We start from the raw sequence: 26,586 nt of genomic DNA on the forward strand, positions 1-26,586 counted from the left end.
ATAATTTATGTTGTTGGTAGCGCGGAATAAAATGTTGTATAATGAATATAATAGGTAAATATTGATATTGACAGGTGTAATGCATATTACATGGGGTAAGTTTGTAGGATATGAAAAACTTAATAAGTATTTTAAACTTTCAAAGAAAGTAAGAGGAGGACAGAAATGAAGTTTACGATTGGCGGTATATATCATGGATTTAAGTTAATTGACGAGAAAGATATAGGAGAGTTAAATTCTGTGACAAGGTTATTTGAACACGTGAAAAGTGGAGCTAGACTGTTGCATTTAGAAAATGATGATGATAACAAGGTGTTTTCTATAGGGTTTAGAACACCACCTAAAAGTAGTAATGGGCTTCCACATATACTGGAGCATTCAGTGCTTTGTGGCTCTAGAAAGTTTCCAACAAAGGAGCCTTTTGTTGAATTAATAAAGGGATCTTTAAATACATTTTTAAATGCTATGACTTTTTCTGACAAAACAATATATCCTCTAGCTAGTAAAAATGATAAAGATTTTTTTAACCTTATGGATGTGTATTTAGATGCAGTTTTCTATCCGAATATATACTCACAACCTGAAATATTAATGCAAGAGGGTTGGCATTATGAATTAGAAAACAAGGAAGATAAACTAACTTATAAAGGTGTAGTTTATAATGAAATGAAGGGTGCATTTTCGTCTCCGGAAGGGTGCCTCATGCGCAAGGTTCAAGAGTCCTTATTCCCGGACACGTCATATGGCGTAGAATCTGGTGGAGATCCAGAATGTATACCAGATTTATCGCAGAAGGAATTTATAGAGTTTCATAAAAAATATTATCATCCATCAAATAGTTATATATTCCTATATGGAGATGGAAATATTGATAAACAGTTACAATTTATTAGCGAAGAGTATTTAAATAATTTTGATAAAATTACAGTAGAGTCATCTATTAACTTGCAGAAACCATTTAGCAAAATGGAAGAAGTTAAGATGGATTATCCTATTTCATGTGATGATGATGAGAATGGCAAAACATTCTTAAGCATGAACTTTGTATCAGGCGATAATATTAGCCAGCCAGAAATGCATTTAGCCTTTGAAATTTTAGAGTATTTATTGCTAGAAAGTGCCGCAGCACCTTTGAAGAAAGCACTTATAGACGCCGAGATAGGTAAAGATGTATTTGGAGGTTTTGATAATAGCATATTACAACCAGTGTTTAGTATAGTAGTAAAAAACTCTAATGAAAGTGAAAAAGAAAAATTTAAGGAAGTTGTATTTACAACTTTAAAGAAGTTAGTTAAAGAAGGAATAGATAAAAAATTAATAGAAGCTTGTATAAATAGTACTGAATTTAAATTAAGAGAAGCTGATTTAGGTGGTTTTCCAAAGGGATTATATTACTATATAACTAGTATGGACAGCTGGCTTTATGACAAAGATCCAACTATGCATTTAGAGTATGAAAGTTATTTGACCAAAATAAAAGCTGCATTAACTACTAATTATTTTGAAAAACTTATAGAAAAGTACCTAATAAATAATACGCATAGCTCTATGGTTATATTGAATGGTAAAAAGGGCTTAGCAGAACAAAAGTCCAAGGCAGTAGAAGAAAAACTAGCTAAGTATAAGGAAAGTCTTTCAGAAAAACAAATAGAGGAAATAGTGCAACAGGGGAAAGCGCTTAAAGAAAGACAGATGACGCCAGATGCTGTGGAAGTGCTAGAAACTATTCCTTTGCTTGAACTAAAGGACATTGAGAATAAAGTAGAACATTTACCTTTGAAGGAAAAGGATGAGCAAGGAGTGAAGGTATTATCTCATAATATATTCACTAATAAAATTGCCTATATAAATATATTATTTGATTCTAAAAAAGTAGATATGAAGTTACTACCTTATGTAACATTACTATCAACTATCTTAGGAAGGGTAAGTACGCAGAATACTAGTTATTCTGATTTATCTAATGAAGTTAATATTCATACAGGTGGAATTCATTTTACTACAGAGGTATATGGCGAAAGTGGAAATTTTGAAAAATATAGCCCTAGGTTAGTAGTAAAGACTAAAGCTTTAACTGCGAAGCTTCCTAAATTATTTGATATTATGGTAGAGATAATTAGTAATACTAAATTTGATGAAAAGAAACGTTTGAGGGAACTAATTCAACAATTAAAATCAAGGCATGAAATGAAGATTCTTGATAGAGGACATATGGTAGCAGCTGGAAGACTTACATCTTACTTCTCGCCAGCTTCAGCTTATATAGAAAAAACTACAGGAATAACTTTTTATAAATTTATTGATGAAATTGAAAGAGATTTTGATAACAAAGCAGAAGAAATCATTGAAAACTTAAAAAAGGTATCAAAGCTTATATTTAACAAGAACAATCTTATAATAAGTGTTACAGGAGAAGAAGACATATATACTGCCTTTGCTACGCAGCTACCTAAGATTATAAGCATCTTAGGAGAAGAAAAATTGCCAGATGCATTGTATAATTTTGAGCTAAATAAAAATAATGAAGGATTATTAACCTCATCAGATGTTCAGTATGTAGCTAAAGGATATAACTTCATTAAGAAGGGATATTCATATTCAGGTAAAATGCTAGTACTTAAAACTATAGCAAGTCTCGACTACCTATGGAATAGAGTGCGTGTGCAAGGTGGCGCCTATGGTGGGTTTGCAAATATAGCTAGAAGTGGGAATATAGTCTTTGTATCTTATCGTGATCCTAATGTCCAAGAGACTTTAAAAGCTTACGACGGAATATGTGATTATATAGGAAGCTTTGAAGCCTCTGAAAGAGAAATGACAAAATACATTATTGGAACAATCAGTGAGCTTGATTCACCATTAACACCTTCTATGAAAGGTGAGCGGGCGACAGCATATTATATAAGAGGTATTACTGAGGCACAAAGACAAAAGGAAAGAGAAGAAGTATTAAGTACAAATCCTGCGGACATTAAGTCTTTTAAAGCACTATTAAATGATGTTATAAAGGAAAACTACTTTTGTGTACTGGGAAATGAAACTAAACTTAAAGATAATAAAAAAATATTTACTAATTTATTAAATGTATTTAAATAAGGTGCCTTATGGCACCTTTTTTTCAAAGGAGGATTAGAATGGCTATTAAAGCACTCTTTACATACAACTATGGTGGAGAAAAAATGAAAGGTATAGAAGATTTTGGGTATAATATAAAGGTAACTAAAGAGCAAGATTTAATTTATAGTGAAAAGCTTGAGGACGTAGAAGTTTTAATTTGTTATGATCCCTTTAAAACACTCGCCATAAAGAAAATGAAAAAGCTAAAATGGATTCAATTATCTAGCATAGGTATTGACCAATTGCCAACAGAGTATGTTAAAAACACTTCTATTATAATTACGAATAATAAAGGTGGCTATAGTATACCAATGGGGGAATGGATTGTATTAAAAACTCTAGAGCTCTTTAAGAATAGTAAGGGGCTATACGAAAATCAAGCTAATAAAAAATGGAAAACGGATACGAGTATTCGGGAAATATTTGGTAAAACTATAGGATTTATAGGGACAGGCACAATAGCTGCGGAGGCAGCTAAACGACTTCAAGGGTTCGGCGTGAACTTAATAGGTGTAAATACAGATGGTAGAGATGTTGAATATTTTAATGCATGCTATGCTATGAGTGAATTAGACCGAATACTTAAGTTATGTGATGTGATTGTGTGTACAGTTCCATATACCAAATCTACTCATCATTTAATAAATGAAGATAGATTTATTGCAATGAAGAATGGAACTTTCTTCATAAATGTAGCTAGAGGGAGTATTGTGGATGAAGCTTCTTTAATTAAAAATTTGAAAAATGGTAAACTAGCAGGAGCTGCAATAGACGTATATGAAGAAGAACCTTTAAAAGCGGATAATCCATTATGGGATCTAAATAATGTTATATTAACTTCTCATAATTCCTGGATTTCAGAGATGAGAAACCAGCGAAGATTTAACCTTATATATGTGAATATGAAAAAATATGTACAAGGGGAAGAGCTAGTAAATGTAGTAGATTTAAAAAAAGGGTATTAGATTACTTATAAAAAGGAGTTAGTGATTTTTAAGGGGGATAAGGCACGTGGACAAGGATAAAAAATTTAGCAACTTATTTATAACGAGCATGGTTATGGCTGCAATCATAACTTACATAACAATTATTTTAGGAAAAAATGCAAAAGAAATATATTTTTGGGGAATTATTATCTCTTTAGTCTTAGTGATGCTAGGTCTAGTAGCAAGAAGCAAAGCAATATTTTACAAGAAATTAAAAGAAGTTAGAGAAAACTATGGTGTTGAAAATAAGCGAGAGAGGAAATTTGAAGATATTAAATTATTATTTGATGTATTAAAATATAAAAATCCGCAGGAAATATATGTTGATGATCAAACTTACTTAGATTTAAATATGAACCAGGTTTTTGAAAAGGTAGACAGAACATTGTCATCTCCAGGTGAACAGTATTTATACCATATTTTAAGAAATCCAATTTTAAAAAAAGAAAAACTAATTAATAGAAATAAGACTATAAGTTTTTTTCAAAAAAACAAGGAGACAAGAGAAAAAATACAAGTTAGTTTATTAAAGCTGGGAAGACAGCGTAATAATACTGTAACATCGTTTTTATGGAATGAGATTTTATATAAAACTTCAATGAAACCATTGCTATATATTTTAACGGTACTAGCTTATGGTTCTTTAGTTTCAATAGCTTTTATTGGAATATCTAAAGCCTTTTATTTTTTATTTATAATGTTTTTAGCTAATGGGTTTATTAATGTTAAGATTAAAAAACAGGTTGGGGCAGAAATTGAAGCTATGGGATATTTAGGAAAGATAATTACGTTAGCTGAAGTTATGGGAAGAGTAGAGGATGAAGAGATAAAAGAATATACCTTAAAGCTTAAAGAAAAAGCAAAGGGTTGCAAGGTGATAATGAAAAAAGCTACCTCCATTGGAATAGGAAGAATAGAAGGTGCAGATGTTATTTTTGAGTACTTTAATATGTTCTTTTTAAAAGAAGCTAGAGGCTTTTATAGAATAATAGATGAGGTTAAAGCACATATTGAAGAAATAAGAGATATTTATTTAATTTTAGGAGAAATTGATGCATTAATATCTGTAGCTTCCTATAGGGATGGGCTTTTAGAATATACGGAGCCTAAATTAACAAAAGGACTTAAAGAGATAAAAGGTGAGAATATAAAACATCCATTAATAGAAGCTGCTGTAGGTAATTCTCTAACTATAGAAAAGGGTGTTATTATAACGGGTTCAAACATGTCAGGTAAATCTACTTTTTTAAGGGCTGTGGGCTTAAATGCACTATTTGCACAAACTATTTTTACCTGCCTTGCTACAAGCTATGAAGGTGGATATTTCAATATAGTATCTTCGATGACTGTAAGTGATAATATAACTGGTGGAAAAAGTTATTATTTAAGTGAGGCAGAGGCAATATTTAGAATAATTAATGTTTGCAATGAGGAAGTAACAAACCTATGTCTTATTGATGAAATTTTTAGGGGAACTAACCCTATTGAGAGGGTTAATGCTTCGGCTGAGATTTTAGCTTATTTGTCTATTCACAATTCTTTGGTGGCAGTAGCTACACATGATCTTGAAATAACTAAAATGGTAGGAGACTTATATGAATGCTATTATTTTACTGAGAGTGTAGGGGAGCATGGATTAGAGTTTGATTATAAAATAAGAAAAGGAGTATCTTCTACCAGAAATGCAATAAAAGTACTTGAATTTATGGGATATCCAGAAGAAATTATTCATAGAACCAATGAAAGAATTATAAAGAATCAAATTTAAGTGAAATTACTCTTTAATGTAAATATGTAAATACCACTTGCTACGTGAGTGGCATCTAAGGGAGGAAATTATTATGAAAGCAGAAATATTATCAGTAGGTACGGAAATATTACTCGGCGATATAGTCAATACAAATGCACAATATATCGCTAGGAGACTTGCAGATTTAGGTATATCAGTTTATCATCAGTGCGTAGTTGGAGATAATCCAGAAAGACTTTTAGAATCATATAGATTAGCATTTAGTAGAGCTGATTTAGTTATAACTAGTGGGGGACTTGGACCTACAAAAGATGATTTAACTAAGGAAGTAGCTTTTGAATATTTTGGCAAGCATAGCGTTGTTCATGAAGCTTCTTTAAAAATTATTGAGGATTATTTTAAAGATATGAACAGACCAATGACGAAAAGCAATAAGAAACAAGCGTATTTTCCAGTAGATGCGGTAGTGCTTCCTAATAATAATGGCACAGCACCTGGATGTATAATAGAGGAAAATGAAAAGATAATTGCACTTTTACCTGGTCCACCTTGGGAAATGAAACCTATGTTTGAGGAGGCTGTTGTTCCTTATCTTCAAAAGTTTGCGCGAGGTGTGTTAGTTTCAAAGGTGCTCAGAGTTATTGGAGTGGGAGAGAGCAGCGCGGAAGAAATAATAGGAGATATATTGAACAATCAAACTAATCCAACTGTGGCACCTTATGCTAAAGCAGGGGAAATGACATTTAGAATTACAGCAAAGGCTAATACACAGGAAGAAGGCATAAGAATGATTGCGCCTATGGAAGATGAAATACGTAGCAGACTAGGAGATAACATTTATGGCGAAGGGAATATAACCTTAGAAAATGTACTTGGAAAAATGCTCATAAATAAGAAGTTAACGATAGCCACAGCGGAATCTTGCACAGGAGGAATGGTAGCTGCAAAGCTTATAAATTACCCAGGGATATCCTCTGTGTTTATAGAGGGGGCAATTACATATAGCAATGAGGCTAAAATTAATAGGTTAGGAGTTGCGAGAGAAACATTAGATAAGTATGGTGCAGTAAGTAGTGAAGTGGCAGCAGAAATGGCGCAAGGTATAGCAAAAACTGCAGGCACTAGTATTGGAATTTCAACTACGGGCATTGCGGGCCCTGATGGTGGAAGTGCAGAAAAACCAGTGGGACTTGTATATGTTGGTTTATATATGAATGGTGAAGTTAAAACTAAGATGCTTAAATTATCCGGTAACAGGCAGAAAATACGCGAAAGCGCAACTATGGAGTTACTTGATTTAGTTAGGAGAGAGCTATCGTAGGTAGCTCCCACTTATAGCAATGGGAGACGTTCCTTCTGAAATGTAATTAAATATAAAAAAGGTGGGGTATTATTGAATAAGAAGGTAATAAGTATATGCTTAGTAGGATTTGGGAATGCGGCGCAGGAATTTTGTAGAATGTTAATAATTAAGAATTCAGAGATTAAGGCTAATACTGGATATGACATTAAAGTGACAGCTATTGCTGGAAGGTCTAAGGGTGCAATGATTAACTCTAAGGGCATAAATCTCACGAAAGCATTAATAGATGTAAAGAACACTGGAAGTTTTGATAGTAGCGCACAAGATGTTGTGAATATGGAAACGCTGCAGGTTATTAGGAGTTGTAATGCTAATGTATTAGTGGAGCTAAGTACTCTATCTATTTATGATGGAGAACCAGCAATAACGCATATAGAAACTGCTTTTGACATAGGTATGCATGTTATAACAGGAAATAAAGGCCCAATAGCTTGGAAGTATCAGAAGCTTCGTGACAACTCAGTAGAGAGAGGTCTTCAATTTTTATATGAAACTACTGTAATGGACGGCACTCCTATTTTTAATTTCGTTAAATACACACTTCCAGGATGCAAGGTTGTATCATTTAGAGGAATATTAAATTCTACGACTAATTTTGTTTTAGAGGAAATGGAAAAAGGAAATAGTTATGAAAATGCTATTAAAGAGGCTAAAAGAAGAGGATTTGCTGAAGATGATCCTTCAATGGATATTGATGGATGGGATGCTGCTGCAAAAACTGCAGCATTACTAAATGTGTTAATGGATACAAATATAAATCCTACAGAAATAGACAGACAAGGATTAGTACATATTACGTTAGAAGATATAGAAAAGGCTAAAGACAAACAGTGCAAAATTAAGTTGTTATGTGAAGGATATATTGAAGATAACAAGGCAAAAGGTAAGGTGCATCCAGTTTATATAAGTAATAATGATACATTAAGCAATATAGATGCTACATCTTCTATATTATGTATAACAACAGATTTAATGGGAGAAGTGCAAATAGTAGAAAAGAATCCTGAAATTCAACAAACTGCTTATGGTATATATAGTGATTTACTTACACTTATAAAAAATTTATAGTATTGTATAATGGAAGCAATAAAGGCGCATATCAATATTGATATGTGCCTTTAAAAAATCTATTTTAAATATAGATGTTAATTCTATGAATTTATGAGCGTTATTTAGTAACAGGTGGTACAAAAACTCTTGTTGCGAGCTCGTTATCCAGCATATAAATACTTGTAGGATCATCATTGATTCTTGCAAGCCTTTTTATAAGGCCATTAAAATTAGATTCTTCCTCAACTTGCTCATCAATAAACCACTTAAGTAGGCTTATAGTAGCATGTTCTTTTTCTTCTGTAGCAATGTCAGTAAGATTATAAATTTTACTAGTTACAACTTTTTCATGAGCATATGCTACGTTAAAAACATCAAGAAGTGTTTCATAATTATTTTGAGGTTCATGCATTCCTTCTAAAGTTAAGCGTCCGTTCATTTCATTTATGTAATTATAAAATTTCATAGCATGGAAATTTTCTTCTTCAGCTTGTACTTTAAAGAAATTAGAAAAACCATCAAAATCTTCTGCTGCGCAATAAGCTGCCATAGCTAAATAAAGGTGTGCAGAATAAAATTCAAAGTTCATTTGTTTGTTTAGTTCATAGAATAATCTTTCGCTTATCATAATAATCCTCCTCATATTCCTCTGGTCTAAAACAATGATTATGACCTTGGAGATGTAAATTTACAATAGTATATATTATTGTTTAATGTAATAATTGTTTTTACTTAATTATAAATATTAAACAATGTCTATATTATACACCAAATGTGCTTTTAGTAAACAATAATTATACAGCTAATCAGTAATACTGCAGCACCGCAGGTGATGAACAGCTTCGCAGGGAATGTTTTAAGGTAATAATTTTTCTAAATTTACAATTCCAGAACCTTGCATATATTTTGGAGAATTTATTAGGCTTGAAGATGCCTTTAGTAAAGCCAATATATCTTTAAAACATAAATTTATATTGTTCTCATAGAGAAGTGCACATAACCCACTTATAAAAGCAGCAGAGCAGGAAGTTCCAGTGCAGGTTGTATATAGATTAGTGATACGAGTAGGATATAGCTTCACACCATTTTTTTCAGAGATAAATTGTGCATCCGAAATCAAAGAACAAATATTAACACAGGCAGCTATCAAATTTGGCTTATCAATTTTTTGGAAAGGACCACAAGAAGAATATTCATATATTTTTGGACTTTCTACGCTATCATAGCCACCTACCGTTATACAATTATTAAGAGTAGCGATGCCTCGCACAGAACTTTTAATATTTTTATTGCTACCACTAGGAACAATTATCACTATGCCCTTTGAGATTGCAAGGTCGAAAAGCTTCGAGAATAAAGAAAGGACAAATTCATTAGTTTCAAAAGTTTCAAAAGGAAGGCAAATAATTTTAAGATTGAAGTCATTACTTTCGCTCAGTAGAGTTTCTAATGAAAACAAAACATCAGATATAAAACCCTTTCCTAGTTTATTAAAGGCTTTAATCATATAAATATGGCTATTTATGGCAACGCCTTTATACATACCCTTAGATCCATAGCCACTACCACAAATTAATCCGCTCATAAAGGTGCCGTGACCATTATCATCATAAGGATAGCTTAAATTATTAACAACATCTACAAACTTTTTAATTTTATTGCTAGGATTTAATAAGTCAGGATGGGGATACACACCGCTATCAATTATTCCAACGCCAATGTCCTTTCCAGTAAGGCTATAGTCATTTTGAAAGGATACACCATTAGATGCGAGTATACTATTACCACATAAATGTGCATAAGAATCAAAAGTTATATATGCTACTTGGGGATATTCTAGCAATCTATATATAGCACTGGAAGTTAAAATAGCACAAATACAATTTATTGAGGGAATATGGCGTAGAATATCACATTTTAAAGATTTAATTTTATTAACGGTCTTAGTCTCAAGGGATTTGCAATGTATTATTACCCTATAGTTTTCATATAGGTTACTAAGTAAAGCGCACCTTAAATCAGGGTCTAACTTATTTTTGAAGGAAAACATGTATGCCTCCTAAATGTATTGTTACATTATTATAGTATATGCAAATTTTAAAAAAATGTTAATAAAAAAGATCTTATTAACATTTCCATTTAAAGATTATTATACCTACAATCATTATGCCAATGCCTATAAACTTAGATAAGGCAAATTTAATTTGCTGAGCTCCGAACATCCCAAATCTATCAATTACACCGGCGGCTAGTAGTTGAGCAACTAATATAATTGCAATGGAGCAGGTTGGTCCCATTTTTGTTATTCCCTGCATAACAGAAAATATAATTAGAGCGCCTAAGAATCCTCCTAGTAAATATAATTTATTTACTTCTTTTATAGCTTTGAAATTACCATTGCCAACTATAAGGAGTATTATTAAGGTCACAATGAACCCAGTTCCTTGAACGAAAACGTTAGTTTCCCAAAGTCCAATTTTTTCACTTACCCTTGTATTAAAAACACCTTGAAGACTCATACAGATGCCTGCAACTATAGAAAATATTAATCCCAATTACAATCACACTCCTCTAAGGTAGTTTACCCAGAATGTGTTGTAATATTAAAAAAATATAGTTAGCACCTTTCAGAAGAAAAGTTTTTAAGTATTTGAATATGAATTAGTATCCATTATCCTGTCTTTCATGATTAATTTTATTTTTATAGAAATATGCATTTTCAATATCTTCTTCGGAAAAACCTAGATTTTGACCTAAACTCAAAAAATTTTGAAAAATGTTTAAATAGTTATCTAGAGAAGAACAAATTATAAAATCTGCAATATTTGTATATACGGTTAAAAACTGCTGAGATAATTCAGAGGTAATACATTTAGTATTCAAAGTAATATCTTGAAAGTTTTTTTCTATTCCGAGGCTTAAAATAAAGTGTATACAATCAACATATTCTTCAAGAATTATATTGTTACTTGAAGGTTTTTTTGTACTCCAAAATTTAAAACAACGAGTTTCATTTGCGAGTTCGCCTAGTTCCACTTGAAGGGAAAGTATTTTTTTTTGTAATAAGGGTACTCCTTCAAGGTTATGTTGTACTTGAATTCTATGGTCTAAAGTATTTTGCATCTGGAATAATTTTTGTAAATTCATATATGAAACCACCTTTTTTATAAATTATGTATATTCATTTTAATCAATAATTAGTTGTAAGAAAAGAAAAGTGTATATTTTATAGAATATAGCTTTTAACAACCATTTCATCATTATTATTTATAGGTTTCCAAAGCTCGACAGTATCTATTGTGATAGTTCTTGAGAAATTTTCATCCTTGGCTAAAGTACAAGCTGCCAAATATTCACTATTAGACCATTCTCTATCAGCAAAATTTGTGTTAGCTAGTGAAATATGCAAGTTCCAAGTTTTAATATCATCTCTAACTTTAAAGCCATGTAAATTTAAAATTGAATTTATATTTTTGGATAATTGATATATAGTGCCTTTATTACTAATATTTAAATTTACAGACTTATAGGGAGGGTCAAAACATATTACACCATTCAATTCAACTTCAAATTTACTATAATTCTTAAGAATGTTTTTTAAAGCAGTATCCAAATCGTAAAGATTGGGATTAGTTATTATTTCTAGAGTTATATGAAGCATAGGTAAATTAGCATCAGACTTGTACAGGTTATACTTTTCACAGATTGCCTTTTGCATAGATTCGATATATTTATAAGAAACTTTATCAAATAAGCCAACCAAGTAGTAAATCATTGTCATCCCCCTTAAACCTAAAATATAACTTTATGTTTTTTAGTATTCCCTTAGATCATAAGTTTTAACTAGCATTTCCTTTTTAGTACTAACTTGTTTCCACAATTCAAGTTTAGAAACCTTTACAAACTTTAAGAAAGCATCCTTATTTAAAGTGTCATCAATAGAAATTGTACTTCCGTTATATGATTTTTTAATGATGTGATTGGCATTAGCTAATAGAATATTTAAATCAATATTATAATCATCACTTTTAACGTTAAAACTATGTAAATCCAAAGTGTCTGTAATATTTCTTGCTAAACGAAAAATATATCCTTTGTCTTCAACATCAAGATTAACTTGACTTAAATTTTCGTTTAAACTAATACTATTATTTATGCCAACTTTGAACTTTTTATAAGGAGATAGAATTTTAGAAACAACAACATCCAATTTTTCCAAATCAGGATTTATTATTGAAACTATAGGTATAAAAAGATTAGGTGAACTCTTATATAATTTATATTTTCTACAAATATCTCTTTGAATATTTTGAACTATAGAATTAGATAGATCATCAAATAACGCAACTAAAAAATATTTCATATGTTTCCTCCAAGCAAAATTAATAACCAATATTGGTTAACATTATTTTGAGTAAATTATAAGTGTATTATAACATAATTTTTAGGTTTTGTATTTTCTATGTAAATTTATGTATACAGATTTAGTTGTAATTTATTAAGGTGAAAAAATGAAGGTATTATAATTCAAATATTTCTGTATTGTTAGCATAATTATTTTTAATTATGCTAACAATAGTTTTATAATTAATAAAGGGAGGCGCTTTTCTTATGAAGCATAATAACAGTATAGGTTGTACTGTAAATGAATGTGAATATCATTGTAAAGATGATAATTACTGCACTTTAAACAAAATCGAAGTTGTAAAACATGAAAATGTTGCTAAAACACCAGAGTGTACAGACTGCGGAAGTTTTAAAACAATATAATAAAAGTAAACAATGTAAAAATCACCCGTGGAAGCATGGGTGATTTTTACGTTGTTTTTTTAAAAAAGTATAAATATTGTAAGAAATTCTGTGTTTAGTAAAATAATATTGTCTAACCTTTAAAAAAAATGTTAAAATATAATGTAGTTATGGTATAATTCAATTGTATGTATAAAAATGAAAGTAATTAATATATAATGCATAGTGAGGATGATACAAATATGGATAAATTGGTAATTAACGGAGGCCGACGTATTTTTGGTCAGGTAGAAATAAGTGGTGCAAAAAATGCAGCAGTAGCAATTTTACCAGTAGCTATAATAGCAAGTAAGGGTAAATGTATCATTGAAAATATTCCTAATATAGAAGATGTAAATTGTATAGAAAGAATATTGGAAAATTTAGGCTGTGAAATTAAAAGAGAAAAAAATTCAGTTTCTATAGATAGTACAAATATAACTAGCATTGATGCTAATACAGAAGATGTAAGAAGAATGAGAGCTTCCTATTATTTGATTGGTGCGCTTTTAGCTAGGTTTAAAAAGGCTAGGGTAGAGCTTCCAGGGGGATGTCCCATAGGTGTAAGACCTATAGACCAACATATAAAAGGGTTTGAAGCACTTGGAGCAACAGTAGTTATTGAGAATGGTGCTGTAAACATTCAGGCAGATAGACTAATTGGAACTAGTATTTATTTTGATGTTGTTAGTGTAGGTGCAACAATAAATGTAATGGCCGCTGCAACGCTTGCAGAAGGTACAACTATTTTAGAAAATTCTGCAAAAGAACCACATGTTGTTGACGTAGCTAACTTTTTAAACTCTATGGGAGCTAATATTAAAGGGGCAGGTACGGATGTTATAAGAATTATAGGTGTAAAAGAGTTAACCGGATGCAACTATAGTGTAATTCCAGATCAAATTGAGGCAGGTACTTTTATGATAGCAGCTGCTGCCTGTGGTGGGGAAGTAACTATAAATAATGTTATCCCAAAACATCTTGAATCAATTTCTGCAAAGCTTATGGAAATGGGAGCAGAGGTACATGAAGGTGGAGATAGTGTTACTGTTAAATCTGAAGGAAGACTCAAGGCTGTAAATATTAAGACTTTGCCTTATCCAGGATTTCCAACGGATGTCCAACAACCAATGAACACATTATTATCTGTTTCGGAGGGTAGAAGCATAATAAATGAAAGCATTTGGGAAGCTAGATTTAAGCATGTGGATGAACTTAAAAAAATGGGCGCTAATATAAAAGTTGAAGGAAGTGTCGCTACGGTAGATGGCGTAGATAAACTTATAGGGAAAGTAGTTAATGCATCAGATTTAAGAGCGGGAGCAGCTTTGGTTATAGCGGGGCTCATAGCAGAAGGTACTACTGAAATTTTAGGCATAGAACACATCGATAGAGGATATCCAAATATTGAAGAAAAATTTAGAAACATAGGGGCGGATATAAGAAGAGTTACTATGTAACAATTTGAAATTAAAGGAGACAATTATGATATTCTGTCCATTATATAGTGGAAGTAGTGGAAATAGCATATTTGTAGCGTCACAAAATACAAAAATTTTAGTTGACGCTGGTATGCCAGGTAAAAGCATTGAAAGCGCACTTAAACAAATAAATCAAAATCCTAATGATATTGACGGCATTTTTATTACTCATGAACATTCTGACCACATAAAGGGTGCAGGAATTATTTCTAGAAGATATAATATACCAATCTATGCCAATGAAAATACTTGGGAAGCTATGAAAATCAAGATAGGTAAGATAAAGGAAAACAATATAAAAATTATCAATAATAATTCTGTGGATATAAAGGACATGCATATAATAAATTATAATATATCACATGATGCGGCAGCACCTATAGGATATGCTTTATATAGTGGAAGTAAGAAGGCATGCATAGCTACAGATTTAGGATATTTTTCTGATGAAGTAAAGAATATCATAAAAGATGCAGATGTAATTCTACTCGAGAGTAATCATGATGTGGAAATGGTGAAATTTGGTCCCTATCCGTATCCGTTGAAAAGAAGAATATTAAGTAATGTGGGGCATTTATCCAATGATGCATGTGGGAAAGCTATAGTAGAAATAATGAATGATAAGCAAAAACATATTATTTTAGGACATTTGAGTAAAACTAATAATTATCCTGATTTAGCCTATCAAACAGTGGTCAATATACTCAAAGAAAATAATATTGAAATAGGTAGGGATATTTTTTTGAATTTAGCTAGAAGAGATATGCCAAGTGATGTAATCAACTTTTAACAACAGTTCAGAAGGAAAGTCACTTACGTCTATAAGCAGGTGTTACATAATATAACGAATATAAACTTTAGTGAGTGCCATAAAGCTCCTTTTGAAGTCGTTAATTAGGCCACTTTAGTGGATTATTAAAGGGAGGTCAAATATGAAAAAAGCAATCAAAATATTATTATGTTCATTGCTAGTTGGCTCAACAATGTCATTTTATGGGTGCGAAAAAAAAGATGAGAAAAGTGTTACAAATAAAGAAAAGCTTCAAAATCTAAACCTGCCCCTAGAAAAAGATGGATTTATCCAATTGGGTATTTATTTTGATGGCACTAAAGAGGGTTCTGATGTAGAAGTAGTTAAAGATGAGAGACTTATTAATAAAGAAGAGCTTATCGGGGAAACTATTATGCAAGAACTTGTAAAAGGGCCTACTGTAAAAAGTGAGCTAAAACCAATACTTCCTAAAGAAACTAGGATATTAAGTTTTTCTATTAAAGATAATATTGCTTATGTTAATTTAAGTAAAGAAGCTAAAATAGATATGACAGAAACAAAAGAAAAAAGCTGTCTAAAAGGGATATCGGCGTCATTAACTCAATTGTCATCTGTAAAGAAAGTAAAGATAACAGTGGAAAATAGGAATATTGATACTATAGGTGGAAATTTTGATATATCAAAGCCTTTTAGTAAAGAGGACCTAATTCCAATTAAAAAATAATAGGTTAGTTGTAAGAAATTCTGAAAATATATTCAATTTAACAATTTTATGTTGAATGCTAGCGAAATATTTATTATAATAATGCAATATAACAAAATATAGTATGATTCGGAGGAGAATAGAGAATGAGTTTATATAAAGAGTGGACAGATATGGTGGTTGATTATGTTAAACGTAAAGGAGAACCTGCATTTTGGCATGATTATGGGGAAATTGAAAAACATGTCTATACAAAATTATTATCAAACCATAAAGATGAAGTAAAGGGTACAATGGACGAGCTTGCAAAATACTTTGATGTATCTAACATATATTTTATGGGATTTGCTGATGGGATAAACGATAGTCTTTTAGAACCTATACAATTAGAAGAAACTGAAAGTGATACAAAAGTAGATTTTAAAATAGATTTTGAAAAACTTTATTTCAATATGCTAGACGCAAAAGCAGACTATTTATATGAGCTTCCACAATGGGAAGGAATTTTTTCGAAAGAAAAAAGAAAAGAAATTCAAATAGCTTATAGAGATTCCAAAATGGTGGTCAATAATGATAAAATTGGAAGAAATGATACGTGTCCATGCGGAAGTGGAAAAAAATATAAGAAATGCTGTGGTAAATAATATCAGTGTAATTATGTAAAAAACGAATAAATAAAGAAATTATAGTAATAAACTTTGCTTTTGTGGTAAGGTTTATTACTTTTTGAACGTTGAACTTTGATGACAGGGTTTATTTTTTTTGAAATTTTTATAATTAAGTCAATTTGACCTTATTTGGATATCTTTTTAGGGGGTTGTTTTTTTGAGTCATCGGAGTAATATTATGACTATAGTAGTCAGAAAGGAGTTTTTTATGTATAGTATTTTTTATAAATTGGATGAAGAAAAACAAAATCGAATTATTAATGCAGGGACGAATATATTTTCTATAAATGATTATAAACATGCATCAACAGACGATATCGCATTAGAAGCAAAAATTTCCAAAGGATCACTATTTCAATATTTTAAGAACAAAAAGTCGTTATTTATTTTTTTATATGAATATACTATGAAAATTTTCGAAAAAAAAGTGTACGAAAAGTTTAATTTTGATGAGACAGATTATTTTAAAATGCTACGCCAAAGTCTGAATTTTACAATTGATCTTTTAGATAAACATCCTTATATGTACAAATTTGTTATTAAAGCGAGTTACGAGAAAATGCCAGAGATAGTTCAATCAATGAAAGAAATCAATGATAAAATCGAAGAAAAAATGTATACCCAAATGTTTGAGAAAATCGATTTAAGTAAGTTCAAAGACGGTACGGATATTGAAAAGCTAAATAAAATGATTGCATGGTGTTCGGAAGGAATCTGGAACGAAGGTGTTAAAAAGCATTCAAGTGTGAGCGAAATGTATGAACAGGCACTTGATATTTATGGGTTTTATAAAAATGCAGTATACAAGGATGAATTTCTATAATAAGCAATATAATTGTATGAAAATTACAGGGGGGTTAAAAATGAATGTTATTGAAATCAAAAATTTGACTAAAAGTTATGGTAAAGCAAGAGGTATTACAAATGTAAGTTTTAATGTTGAACAAGGGGAAATCTTTGGATTTATTGGACCTAATGGTGCAGGGAAATCAACAACTATAAGAACATTATTATCTCTGATCTATCCTACTAGTGGTAGTGCTACGATTTTCGGGAAGGACTGTGTAAAATTTGGCCCAGAAATAAAGAAGGAAATAGGATATCTACCATCAGAGGTTTTTTATTACGATAATATGAAGGTTATCGATTTACTAAAGTATTCAGCTAGCTTTTACAAGAAAGATTGTAGCAAAAGAATTAGAGAACTAGCTGAGATAATGGATCTTGATCTTAATAAGAAGATTGATGATTTATCCTTTGGGAATAAAAAGAAAGTTGGCATTGTTCAAGGACTGCTACATTCACCTAAACTTATCATACTTGATGAACCCACTAGTGGACTTGACCCACTTATGCAACAAAAATTCTTTGAACTCCTTGAGGAAGAGAACAAAAATGGTGCAACAATTTTACTATCTTCTCATATTTTAAGTGAGGTCCAGAGGTTATGCAATCGTGTTGCAATTATTAAAGAAGGGAAAATAATAAAGGTTGATAAGATTAGTACATTACAAGAAAATAACCATAAAAAATTCAAAATTGAGGTAAAAACAAAAATAGATGATAATTACTTTAAAATAAGCGGGGTCACCAATTTAGATATAAAGGGTAACATAATAAGCTTTTTGTTTAGTGGAAACATTAATTTTATTATGAAAAAGATTTCGGAAATAGAAATAAATAATCTTTGGATTGAAGAGCCAGACCTTGAAGAGATCTTTATGCATTACTACGAAAAGGAGGACTAAAAGCTATGAATATGTATTTGCACGAACTTACGGCTTACAGAAAATCCACTATTATATGGACTTGTTCTTTAATAACAATTGTTATTCTTTTCTTGTCAATGTTTCCTGCTTTTTCAAAGGAAGCTGAGGCGTTTAAAGAAATAATGAAAGGATTCCCAGAGCCAGTAAGAAAAGCAATGGGGCTCTCTGTAGATAGCATGTCTTCTATCTTAGGGTTTTACTCCTATATGTTTTTATATACAACACTCTGTGGAGCAATTCAAGCTATGAATCTAGGGACATCAATTGTATCAAAGGAATCACGGGAAAAAACAGCAGATTTCCTTTTAACAAAACCTGTTACTCGCATGAAGATTATGACATCAAAGCTAATGGCTGCATTAACATGTCTTGTAATTACGAATGCAGCCTACTTAGTAGTGACCAGCATTATGGTGTCCTTTGTTGCAACAAAAGACTATAGTTACAAGATATTTTTTATGATTTCTATTACATTGTTTTTCGTTCAGATTATGTTTCTTGCTTTGGGGATTATAATTTCTGTTGTGATGCCAAGAATTAAATCGGTGCTACCTATTTCCCTTGGCACTGTATTTACATTTTTCATCATTGGCATGTTTGCAGCTACGTCGGGAGATGATGCTATGAGATATATTACTCCCTTTAAGTATTTTGACACAAGTTACATCATGAAAAATTCAAGTTATGAGGTTTCATTTATTATAATAGGGATAGGGTTTATTGTAGCAGCAATTACTGCCAGTTATTTTGTGTATTCTAAAAAGGATGTTCATGCTGTTTAATGGATAATTAGGAATTACTAGGAGGTTAGTTTATGAATGTATTTATTGTAGAGATGAGGGCCCATAGAAAAGGGCTTATTATATGGGCTTTGGGTATTTTATTTATGGTTGTTGCTGGTATGGGAAAATATGTTGCATTATCATCTTCAGGTCAATCAATGAATGATTTATTTGCTCAAATGCCAAAATCTATGCAAACAGTCTTTGGCACCGGTAGTTTCGATTTGTCAAAGGCCAGTGGTTATTATGGAATGCTCTTTTTATATTTAGCGCTTATGGCAACTATTCATGCTGCTATGATTGGAGCTGATATAATTTCAAAGGAAGAACGAGATAAAACCGCAGAGTTTTTACTTTCAAAACCTATTTCAAGAAATAAAATTATAACATCAAAACTATTGGCAGCCTTTGTGAATATTTTAATATTTAATATTATCACTTTGGTTTCTTCAATTATTGTAGTAGGAAAATATAGCAAAGGGGAAGCAGTAACTGCAGAGATACTAATCTTAATGAGTGGAATGTTTATTTTGCAGCTTATATTTATGTTTATTGGCACAGCTATAGCTGCAATAAGCAAAAATCCAAAGACTGCAACATCCATATCTACAGCAGTTCTTTTAATAACGTATATATTATCTATGGCAATAGACTTAAGCGGTAAGTTTGAAAATCTTAAATACTTTACACCATTCAAATATTATGAAGCTAAGAATTTGATGTTTGGCGGTGGTTTTCAATTGAGTTTTGTAGTATTATCAATTATAATTATTTCAGCAACCATAAGCATCACATATGGGTTTTATAAGAAAAGAGACTTGAGCATATAGAATGCCATTCGAATTTTAGTTATAACATGGGGGTTTCTCCATGTTATTTATTTTTAACGACATTTCAGAAGGGAAGTCTCCCACTTCTATAAGTGGGAGTTCCATACTATAACAAAGAAAAAACTTCAGTGGGAGTATAAATCTCCTTCTGAAGTCGTTAATATTTCAGCTCCGCAGGAGATGATTTAACGACATTTCAGAAGATGGATAGCTGCACAGGTAATGATTTAGTTTGTAAGTTTGAAATATGGCATGCAATCGTATATTATATTTATGATAAATGTAATATAAGTAGAATAAAGGAGAGCTAAAAATGAACATAACTATAATTTGTGTAGGGAAAATAAAAGAGAAGTATTTAAAAGGTGCAATTGATGAATATACAAAGAGACTATCTAGATATTGTAAACTTAATTTAATTGAATTAAGTGATGAAAAAACTCCTGATAATGCTTCTGAAAAAGAAGAGATTATAATAAAAGACAAAGAAGGAGAGGCAATAGTTAGAAGCATAAAGGATAATATGTTTGTAATTGCTCTAGAGCTAAATGGAAAGATGTTATCCTCAGTGGAGTTGTCCAATTACATAAGGGATTTAGGCATAAGAGGTGACAGTACCATAGCTTTTGTCATTGGAGGTTCATTGGGACTATCTAAGGCTGTTTTAGAAAGAGCTAATTATAAATTATGCTTTTCAAAGATGACTTTTCCACATCAATTATTTAGAGTAATGCTACTGGAACAGGTGTATAGAGGGTTTAGAATAATAAGTGGGGAACCTTATCACAAGTAAGTGAGGTTTTTACTAATATTGGATTAGGAGTATTTAGAGAATGAGTGTTGTCACTTTTCTCTTATCAGACAAAATTAACACAGATTTCGCAGCATGACCTTGTGCTACATAAGGATAGTGATAACTGGAAGATTGTCGGATAACATCAATGGGCTTACTATATGTAAGGGTAAGCCCATTATTTTAGTTATTGCAGTTTAAATATATTTACCTGTGATTTAATAGTTGTTATAATATTTTTTTGATATTTTTGAAGAGGAATATAAAATTTGCGTGAGGTGGTTTTATGAAACATATTTTAGTTGTAGATGATGATGTGCATATCAATAGTATGCTTAATGATGTTTTGTCAAAAGAAGGATACAAAGTTTCTCATGCTTATTCAGGAACAGAAGCTCTATTATTTCTTTCTTCACATAGACCAGATTTGATTCTGCTCGATTTAATGCTTCCTGGATTGTCGGGAGAAGAGATAATTTCACAAATGGTAGACATTCCAGTTATTGTGATTAGTGCAAAATTTGATGTAAAAGGCAAAGTAGAACTTTTGCTTAATGGAGCGGTTGATTATATAACAAAGCCATTTGAAATCGACGAACTATTAGCAAGAATAACAGTTCAGTTTAGAAAGGCAAATAATTCAAATAAAACAGTCGAATTAAAATATGGAGATATTTTATTAAATCTTAACACACATGAAATTTATGCCAACGAACGGTCTGTCAAGCTAACCAGAACTGAGTTTGCAATATTACGGCTTTTAATGGAAAATGCGGAACAAGTTATTACGAAAACGGTTCTGCTTGACCGGGTTAGTGAAGATACTCCTGATTGTATGGAAAGTTCCCTACGGGTGCATATAAGTAATTTACGGAAAAAAATTCGGGATATTTCAGAAAAAGATTATATTGAAGCTGTTTGGGGAATCGGTTTTAAAATGGCAGACGTATAAAATCTTAACAATTTCTTTACACTTTTCTTAACAGCTTTCTTTACAACTTTATTCTAGGATAATGGTATCAAATAAATAAGGAGGCTAGAATGATGAAATATGTTTTAAGCACAAATAAAATTAGTAAAGAATACAGAGATTTTAAAGCATTAGATAATCTTTCTCTTCATATTCCTAAAAGTGCTATTTATGGTTTTGTTGGCGAAAATGGATCTGGAAAAACAACGTTGATTCGTTTGATATGCGGTTTGCAATCCCCCTCTTCTGGAACCTATACTTTGTATGGAGTAAAGAATACGGAAAGTGCGATTCTAAAAGTGCAAAAAAGAATTGGAGCTGTTGTAGAAACACCCTCTATCTATCTTGATATGACAGCGGAGGATAACTTGAAACAGCAATATCGTGTTCTTGGACTTCCATCTTTTAAGGGGATTCAAGAATTGCTCAAACTTGTAGGGCTTGAAAATACAGGAAAGAAAAAGGTAAAACATTTTTCATTAGGTATGAGACAAAGATTAGGTATTGCCATTGCGCTGGTTGGAAATCCAGATTTTCTTATACTTGATGAACCGACAAATGGTCTTGACCCTCAAGGAATTATAGAAATGAGAGAATTGATATTAAATCTTAATCGGAAGCGTCAGATTACAATACTAATCTCCAGCCATAATCTTGACGAACTTTCTCGGCTTGCTACCCACTATGGATTTATAGCAAATGGTGCAATCGTAAAAGAGATTACTGCAAAAGAATTGGAAAAGATTTGCCGGAAATGTACACGATTAACAGTAACAGATACAGAGATTCTCGTTCGAGCATTGGAGTTGATCGGACTTGAATATGAAGTGATTTCAGATACCCTTGCAAATGTATATGGAGAAATACCTGTATCACAATTGGCTTTAATATTGGAAAAAGATAATTGCCATATACTCTCAATGCATGAACAGGACGAAACACTTGAGAGTTACTATATCAATTTAATTGGAGGTGGAAGATATGAGTAATTTACTGTATGCAAATTTCGCTCGCCTTTGGAAAAATAAAGTATTCTGGGGAAGCATAATTTTTATGATATTGATGGGGACACTCATACCTGCTATTCGCTATAATGAAATGATAAAATATAGAGCAGTATATAAAATAGATGATACATTTTTTACTTGTGCAATCTTTATATCTATTGTATCTGCTGTGATGTGCAGTCTGTTTGTAGGAACTGAATATAGCGATGGAACGATACGTAATAAAATCATAGCTGGTCATTCAAGGAGTGTCATTTATCTTTCTAATTTAATTACAGTAACAACAGCAAGTATTATCCTTTGCACAGTATTTTTTGTGATGCATTTTTGTATAGGCTTTCCGATCTTAGGAGCTTTTGATAATAACATAAAAGTGATTCTAATACTTGTTGTAACTGTTTATTTATTGACAATTGCTTTTTGCTCTATATTTGTTTTACTTGCTATGTTAATATCCAATAAAGCAGTAGCTGCAATAACCAGTATTGTTTTCTCTATTGCATTACTAATTATAGGTTCTTTTTTATTTTCAAGATTAAATGAGCCTGAGATGATTCCTGCATATACTTCCATAAATGGTTCGCCAGTATATGAAGAAGATACACTAAATCCTAGATATTTATTGGGTGCAGAACGAAAAATTTATGAGTTCCTTTATGATTTTCTTCCGGGAGGACAGATGGTTCAGTTCGCATGTATGCAGATATCAAATCCTTATATGCTATCTTTATACTCAAGCGTTATTGTTGTTATCACTACTGGAATTGGAGTACATTTATTTAGAAAAAAAGATATAAAATAGAGGTGGATTATGGATATTAGGATATGCTTATTGATTCTTTCTTTAATCGTTGTAATTGTAGTTTTGATTATTAAGATTTATCTTTTAAAGAAGTCTGTTCAAGAAATCGGAACTGCATTTGTTGAAAAAACAGAACATGAGACGAACACGTTGATAAGCATATCCAGTCACGATAGTGATATGCGTAATCTTGCTACTGCAATTAACAATCAGCTTCAAATTTTTAATCAGAGCAGGCAAAAATTTGAGCATGGCGATTTAGAATTAAAAGATGCTATTACGAATATATCACATGATTTAAGGACACCATTAACGGCGATTTATGGATATATAAAATTATTAAAAAATGAGGATTGTTCTGATATTAGTAAACAGTATTTGTCAGCGATCGAGAATCGGACAAAAGCCTTGAAACAGCTTACAGATGAATTATTCCGATATACGATTGTGACGTCTGATACAGAAGATATGCTTTTAGAGAATGTTGTTATAAATGAGATTTTAGAAGAAAGTATATCGTCATATTATGCTGTTTTAAAGCAAAAAAATATTGTACCTCATATAAATATGCCAGACGAAAAAATAATACGCCAGCTCAATAAGGATGCCTTATCTCGAATTTTCAGCAATATTATCAGTAATGCCGTAAAATATAGTGATGGCGATTTAAATATCATATTGACTGAAAAAGGCGAAATTATATTTTCTAATCATGCGTCTGGTCTTACGGAAATTGAAGTGGGTAGATTATTTGATCGTTTCTATACTGTTAATTCAGCCAGAAAATCTACTGGATTAGGTTTAGCTATTGCTAAAATGCTTACGGAACAAATGAGCGGAACCATAACTGCAACCTATAAAGAGAATTTAATAAGTATCTGTATTTTATTTGAGAAAAAATAAGATAATTGCTTTATAAAAAAGGTGGTAATATGGGAAAATATTAGTTGTAGAATTTAAAGGTAATGAAGAACAAGTATTTCATATAAGCATGAAAAATCAAGGGTTTAACCATTATTTAAGTTCTATAAAAGAGCTTGTATTATAAAACACTTTGAGTACCACACAAAAAACAAGCACAGATTAACAGTACATTTACATCTGAATATGCTAATGATATTTTTTCATTAACTGATATTATAATAGATGAGCTCTATCCAGGAAAATCGGTTAATTAATATAAGGCTGAAAAATCAAAAAATTTATTAGCAGGAATAAAAGTGCTAGAAAATTCTTGCCTGCTTGAAACTTATTTAGTAAAGATAGAAGGTAAATATAAAGATAATTTCAATAAAATTAGAAGAGCTTTTTAGGGTCATTTAAAAGACCCTAACTTTGTAAGACAAGCATTAGCTAAAGGAGAAATACCAAAGGAGCAATTTAAAAGTAGAGCGTATTTATATAAAGATTTTGGTGAATGTTCTTGTATTGCAGTTGCAATAGAAAATCCTAAGGAGATATCTATAGTATCAAATGATAAAGGTAGAATATTTTTAAAACTCAATATAAATCTATTTAATAAGTACATAGAATCAGATAATATTCAGGTTTTAAATTATGACGAATGGGAAAAGAATATTAATAAGATTACTGAGGGTGTTAGTGAGGCGTGAGTTGTACAATAATTGTACGGCTTTTATTTTTAGTAAAACCTCACTTGCTACTGATACGGAGAACCGTATCACAAATAAATGAGATTTTTATAAATATTTAAAAAGGTATGGAACTAAATTTAATTCTATACCTTTTATGCCATTATTTATGATTTTTTTCTGGATCGAGTAGTAAAACTTTAAGCTCACTAAAATTAGAAATCTCATAAGTAGGTTTTATTGATGTTTCATTTATAATTTTATTAGGGTTATACCAACATGTATCTATACCAAAGTTTATTCCACCTTGTATATCAGAAGTCAAGCTATCCCCTACTATCAACACTTTACTTTTATCAGTATGTTTTATATTTTTTAAAACATATTCAAAGATTTTAGGATTTGGTTTTGATATTAATATTTCTTCAGATATTACTATAGTCTCAAAATATTTTGCTATAATAGATTTTCTGATTCTTCTATCTTGAATAAAGGTAAGACCATTAGTTACTATGGCAAGTTTGTAAGACTTATTTAAATTCTCTATAAGCTCTATACTATAATCATATAGAAATGATGCATCTGCTAAATGTTCTATATATGACTTTGCAAAGTTAGCTGCATCAAAATTTGCATTTAATCGATCTGATAATCTTTTAAATCTTTCTACCTTTAATTTCTCTTGTGTAATAAGTCCTTGTTCAAATTCTTTCCATAGAACTGTATTTATTTCTTGATAAATTTTTAAATGATAACTTTCATCATATTTTATGTTAAACTTAAGCAATGTGTTTTTAAATGCTTTTCTTTCAGATTTTTTAAAATCATATAATGTTTCATCTGCATCAAATAATATCACTTCATATTTCATAATATCTCCTCCAAATTTTATATAAATAATTTAATTATTAAGTAATTTAAGTTGCTTTTGTTTATAGTTTTCATCAGATTTTGCATTAAGTATAATACCTATTAAAAATAGGATACATCCTACTATTGTCCCTATAGAAAAAATATTTAAGTATACATAGTCTATAATTGCACTTGTAAGCATTTGACCTATAAAACGAAGTATAACTGTATATACTGTGGATACTTTATGAACTATAACATTAAATAAATATGTTGTTAAAACTCCTATAGCGCCACCTAAAAAATAAATTAAGGGAATATTTGATATGGAAGAATAGCTAGATATAGGATTTATCATAATAAAGCATAAAACAAGAGAAGAGATTGTAGCTGTTAAATAATTTATAACTACACTATTTACAATCCCTATTTTTTTAGACAATTCTCCATTTAACATCATGCTTATAACAATTAATACTCCTGTCAAAAATGAAAAAAATATATACATTAT

27 protein-coding genes are annotated in these 26,586 nt (G+C 30.8%); 19 read left to right on the forward strand and 8 right to left on the reverse strand.

What is annotated here, in order from left to right; all coding sequences use genetic code 11:
• The first annotated feature begins 165 nt into the window (after positions 1-165).
• The 5 genes from ACWJJ7_RS12360 to ACWJJ7_RS12380 all read left to right on the forward strand — a co-directional run bounded on the left by ACWJJ7_RS12360 (position 166) and on the right by ACWJJ7_RS12380 (position 8,284).
• Positions 166-3,096 (forward strand): insulinase family protein, encoded by a 2,931-nt coding sequence (locus ACWJJ7_RS12360; protein ID WP_462962370.1) that lies wholly within the window; start codon positions 166-168, stop codon positions 3,094-3,096.
• A 38-nt stretch (positions 3,097-3,134) separates the two neighbouring features.
• A complete protein-coding gene (locus ACWJJ7_RS12365; RefSeq protein WP_462962371.1) occupies positions 3,135-4,082 on the forward strand; it encodes a phosphoglycerate dehydrogenase in 948 nt (315 codons plus the stop codon).
• Between the two features lie 46 nt (positions 4,083-4,128).
• Positions 4,129-5,871 carry a MutS-related protein gene (locus ACWJJ7_RS12370; RefSeq protein ID WP_462962372.1) on the forward strand — a complete coding sequence of 581 codons (1,743 nt, stop codon included), beginning with the start codon at positions 4,129-4,131 and terminating at the stop codon, positions 5,869-5,871.
• 73 nt (positions 5,872-5,944) lie between these two features.
• Positions 5,945-7,174: a competence/damage-inducible protein A gene (locus ACWJJ7_RS12375; protein WP_462962373.1), complete on the forward strand. Its 1,230-nt coding sequence runs from the start codon at positions 5,945-5,947 to the stop codon at positions 7,172-7,174.
• A gap of 72 nt (positions 7,175-7,246) precedes the next feature.
• Positions 7,247-8,284 carry a hypothetical protein gene (locus ACWJJ7_RS12380; protein WP_462962374.1) on the forward strand — a complete coding sequence of 346 codons (1,038 nt, stop codon included), beginning with the start codon at positions 7,247-7,249 and terminating at the stop codon, positions 8,282-8,284.
• A 100-nt stretch (positions 8,285-8,384) separates the two neighbouring features.
• Here the strand turns inward: ACWJJ7_RS12380 and ACWJJ7_RS12385 are convergent, their stop codons facing one another.
• From ACWJJ7_RS12385 to ACWJJ7_RS12410, 6 genes are all read right to left on the reverse strand, one after another.
• Positions 8,385-8,894, reverse strand: a complete 510-nt coding sequence (locus ACWJJ7_RS12385) for a ferritin (RefSeq protein WP_462962375.1) — start codon at positions 8,892-8,894, stop codon at positions 8,385-8,387.
• 228 nt (positions 8,895-9,122) lie between these two features.
• Positions 9,123-10,316: a S8 family serine peptidase gene (locus tag ACWJJ7_RS12390; RefSeq protein WP_462962376.1), complete on the reverse strand. Its 1,194-nt coding sequence runs from the start codon at positions 10,314-10,316 to the stop codon at positions 9,123-9,125.
• Positions 10,317-10,392: 76 nt separating this feature from the next.
• The gene (locus tag ACWJJ7_RS12395; protein ID WP_462964988.1) at positions 10,393-10,785 is read right to left on the reverse strand and encodes a DMT family transporter; all 393 of its coding nucleotides are present in this window, start codon (positions 10,783-10,785) and stop codon (positions 10,393-10,395) included.
• Between the two features lie 142 nt (positions 10,786-10,927).
• Entirely contained in the window at positions 10,928-11,413 is a 486-nt protein-coding gene (locus tag ACWJJ7_RS12400) for a dUTP diphosphatase (RefSeq protein ID WP_462962377.1), read from the reverse strand.
• A gap of 79 nt (positions 11,414-11,492) precedes the next feature.
• Entirely contained in the window at positions 11,493-12,041 is a 549-nt protein-coding gene (locus tag ACWJJ7_RS12405) for a 2'-5' RNA ligase family protein (RefSeq protein WP_462962378.1), read from the reverse strand.
• Between the two features lie 39 nt (positions 12,042-12,080).
• A complete protein-coding gene (locus ACWJJ7_RS12410; protein WP_462962379.1) occupies positions 12,081-12,629 on the reverse strand; it encodes a hypothetical protein in 549 nt (182 codons plus the stop codon).
• 248 nt (positions 12,630-12,877) lie between these two features.
• Between ACWJJ7_RS12410 and ACWJJ7_RS12415 the strand changes: the two genes are divergently transcribed.
• The 14 genes from ACWJJ7_RS12415 to ACWJJ7_RS12480 all read left to right on the forward strand — a co-directional run bounded on the left by ACWJJ7_RS12415 (position 12,878) and on the right by ACWJJ7_RS12480 (position 24,534).
• On the forward strand, positions 12,878-13,036 hold the full coding sequence (locus tag ACWJJ7_RS12415; protein ID WP_462962380.1) for a DUF1540 domain-containing protein: 159 nt from the start codon (positions 12,878-12,880) through the stop codon (positions 13,034-13,036).
• A gap of 221 nt (positions 13,037-13,257) precedes the next feature.
• A complete protein-coding gene (locus ACWJJ7_RS12420) occupies positions 13,258-14,514 on the forward strand; it encodes a UDP-N-acetylglucosamine 1-carboxyvinyltransferase (RefSeq protein ID WP_462962381.1) in 1,257 nt (418 codons plus the stop codon).
• A gap of 25 nt (positions 14,515-14,539) precedes the next feature.
• Positions 14,540-15,325 (forward strand): MBL fold metallo-hydrolase, encoded by a 786-nt coding sequence (locus tag ACWJJ7_RS12425; RefSeq protein WP_462964989.1) that lies wholly within the window; start codon positions 14,540-14,542, stop codon positions 15,323-15,325.
• A 142-nt stretch (positions 15,326-15,467) separates the two neighbouring features.
• A complete protein-coding gene (locus ACWJJ7_RS12430; RefSeq protein WP_462962382.1) occupies positions 15,468-16,031 on the forward strand; it encodes a GerMN domain-containing protein in 564 nt (187 codons plus the stop codon).
• Positions 16,032-16,156: 125 nt separating this feature from the next.
• Positions 16,157-16,654, forward strand: a complete 498-nt coding sequence (locus tag ACWJJ7_RS12435; protein WP_462962383.1) for an SEC-C metal-binding domain-containing protein — start codon at positions 16,157-16,159, stop codon at positions 16,652-16,654.
• A 232-nt stretch (positions 16,655-16,886) separates the two neighbouring features.
• The gene (locus ACWJJ7_RS12440; RefSeq protein WP_462962384.1) at positions 16,887-17,501 is read left to right on the forward strand and encodes a TetR/AcrR family transcriptional regulator; all 615 of its coding nucleotides are present in this window, start codon (positions 16,887-16,889) and stop codon (positions 17,499-17,501) included.
• Between the two features lie 40 nt (positions 17,502-17,541).
• Entirely contained in the window at positions 17,542-18,426 is an 885-nt protein-coding gene (locus ACWJJ7_RS12445) for an ABC transporter ATP-binding protein (protein WP_462962385.1), read from the forward strand.
• Positions 18,427-18,431: 5 nt separating this feature from the next.
• Positions 18,432-19,229: an ABC transporter permease subunit gene (locus ACWJJ7_RS12450; RefSeq protein ID WP_462962386.1), complete on the forward strand. Its 798-nt coding sequence runs from the start codon at positions 18,432-18,434 to the stop codon at positions 19,227-19,229.
• A gap of 32 nt (positions 19,230-19,261) precedes the next feature.
• A complete protein-coding gene (locus ACWJJ7_RS12455) occupies positions 19,262-20,059 on the forward strand; it encodes an ABC transporter permease subunit (protein WP_462962387.1) in 798 nt (265 codons plus the stop codon).
• Between the two features lie 313 nt (positions 20,060-20,372).
• Positions 20,373-20,852, forward strand: a complete 480-nt coding sequence (gene rlmH / locus ACWJJ7_RS12460) for a 23S rRNA (pseudouridine(1915)-N(3))-methyltransferase RlmH (RefSeq protein ID WP_462962388.1) — start codon at positions 20,373-20,375, stop codon at positions 20,850-20,852.
• 286 nt (positions 20,853-21,138) lie between these two features.
• A complete protein-coding gene (locus ACWJJ7_RS12465; protein ID WP_462962389.1) occupies positions 21,139-21,804 on the forward strand; it encodes a response regulator transcription factor in 666 nt (221 codons plus the stop codon).
• A gap of 92 nt (positions 21,805-21,896) precedes the next feature.
• Positions 21,897-22,811: an ABC transporter ATP-binding protein gene (locus tag ACWJJ7_RS12470; protein ID WP_462962390.1), complete on the forward strand. Its 915-nt coding sequence runs from the start codon at positions 21,897-21,899 to the stop codon at positions 22,809-22,811.
• Entirely contained in the window at positions 22,804-23,631 is an 828-nt protein-coding gene (locus ACWJJ7_RS12475; protein ID WP_462962391.1) for an ABC transporter permease subunit, read from the forward strand. The genes ACWJJ7_RS12470 and ACWJJ7_RS12475 overlap by 8 nt, the downstream gene beginning before the upstream one ends.
• 9 nt (positions 23,632-23,640) lie before the next feature.
• Positions 23,641-24,534 (forward strand): sensor histidine kinase, encoded by an 894-nt coding sequence (locus ACWJJ7_RS12480; RefSeq protein ID WP_462962392.1) that lies wholly within the window; start codon positions 23,641-23,643, stop codon positions 24,532-24,534.
• A gap of 852 nt (positions 24,535-25,386) precedes the next feature.
• On the opposite strand, the gene ACWJJ7_RS12485 is transcribed toward ACWJJ7_RS12480, so the two are convergent.
• Positions 25,387-26,094, reverse strand: a complete 708-nt coding sequence (locus ACWJJ7_RS12485) for a YjjG family noncanonical pyrimidine nucleotidase (RefSeq protein WP_462962393.1) — start codon at positions 26,092-26,094, stop codon at positions 25,387-25,389.
• A 30-nt stretch (positions 26,095-26,124) separates the two neighbouring features.
• Entirely contained in the window at positions 26,125-26,583 is a 459-nt protein-coding gene (locus tag ACWJJ7_RS12490; protein WP_462962394.1) for a DMT family transporter, read from the reverse strand.
• Positions 26,584-26,586: the final 3 nt, after the last annotated feature.

It is taken from the genome of Clostridium sp. CM042, from assembly GCF_055080995.1.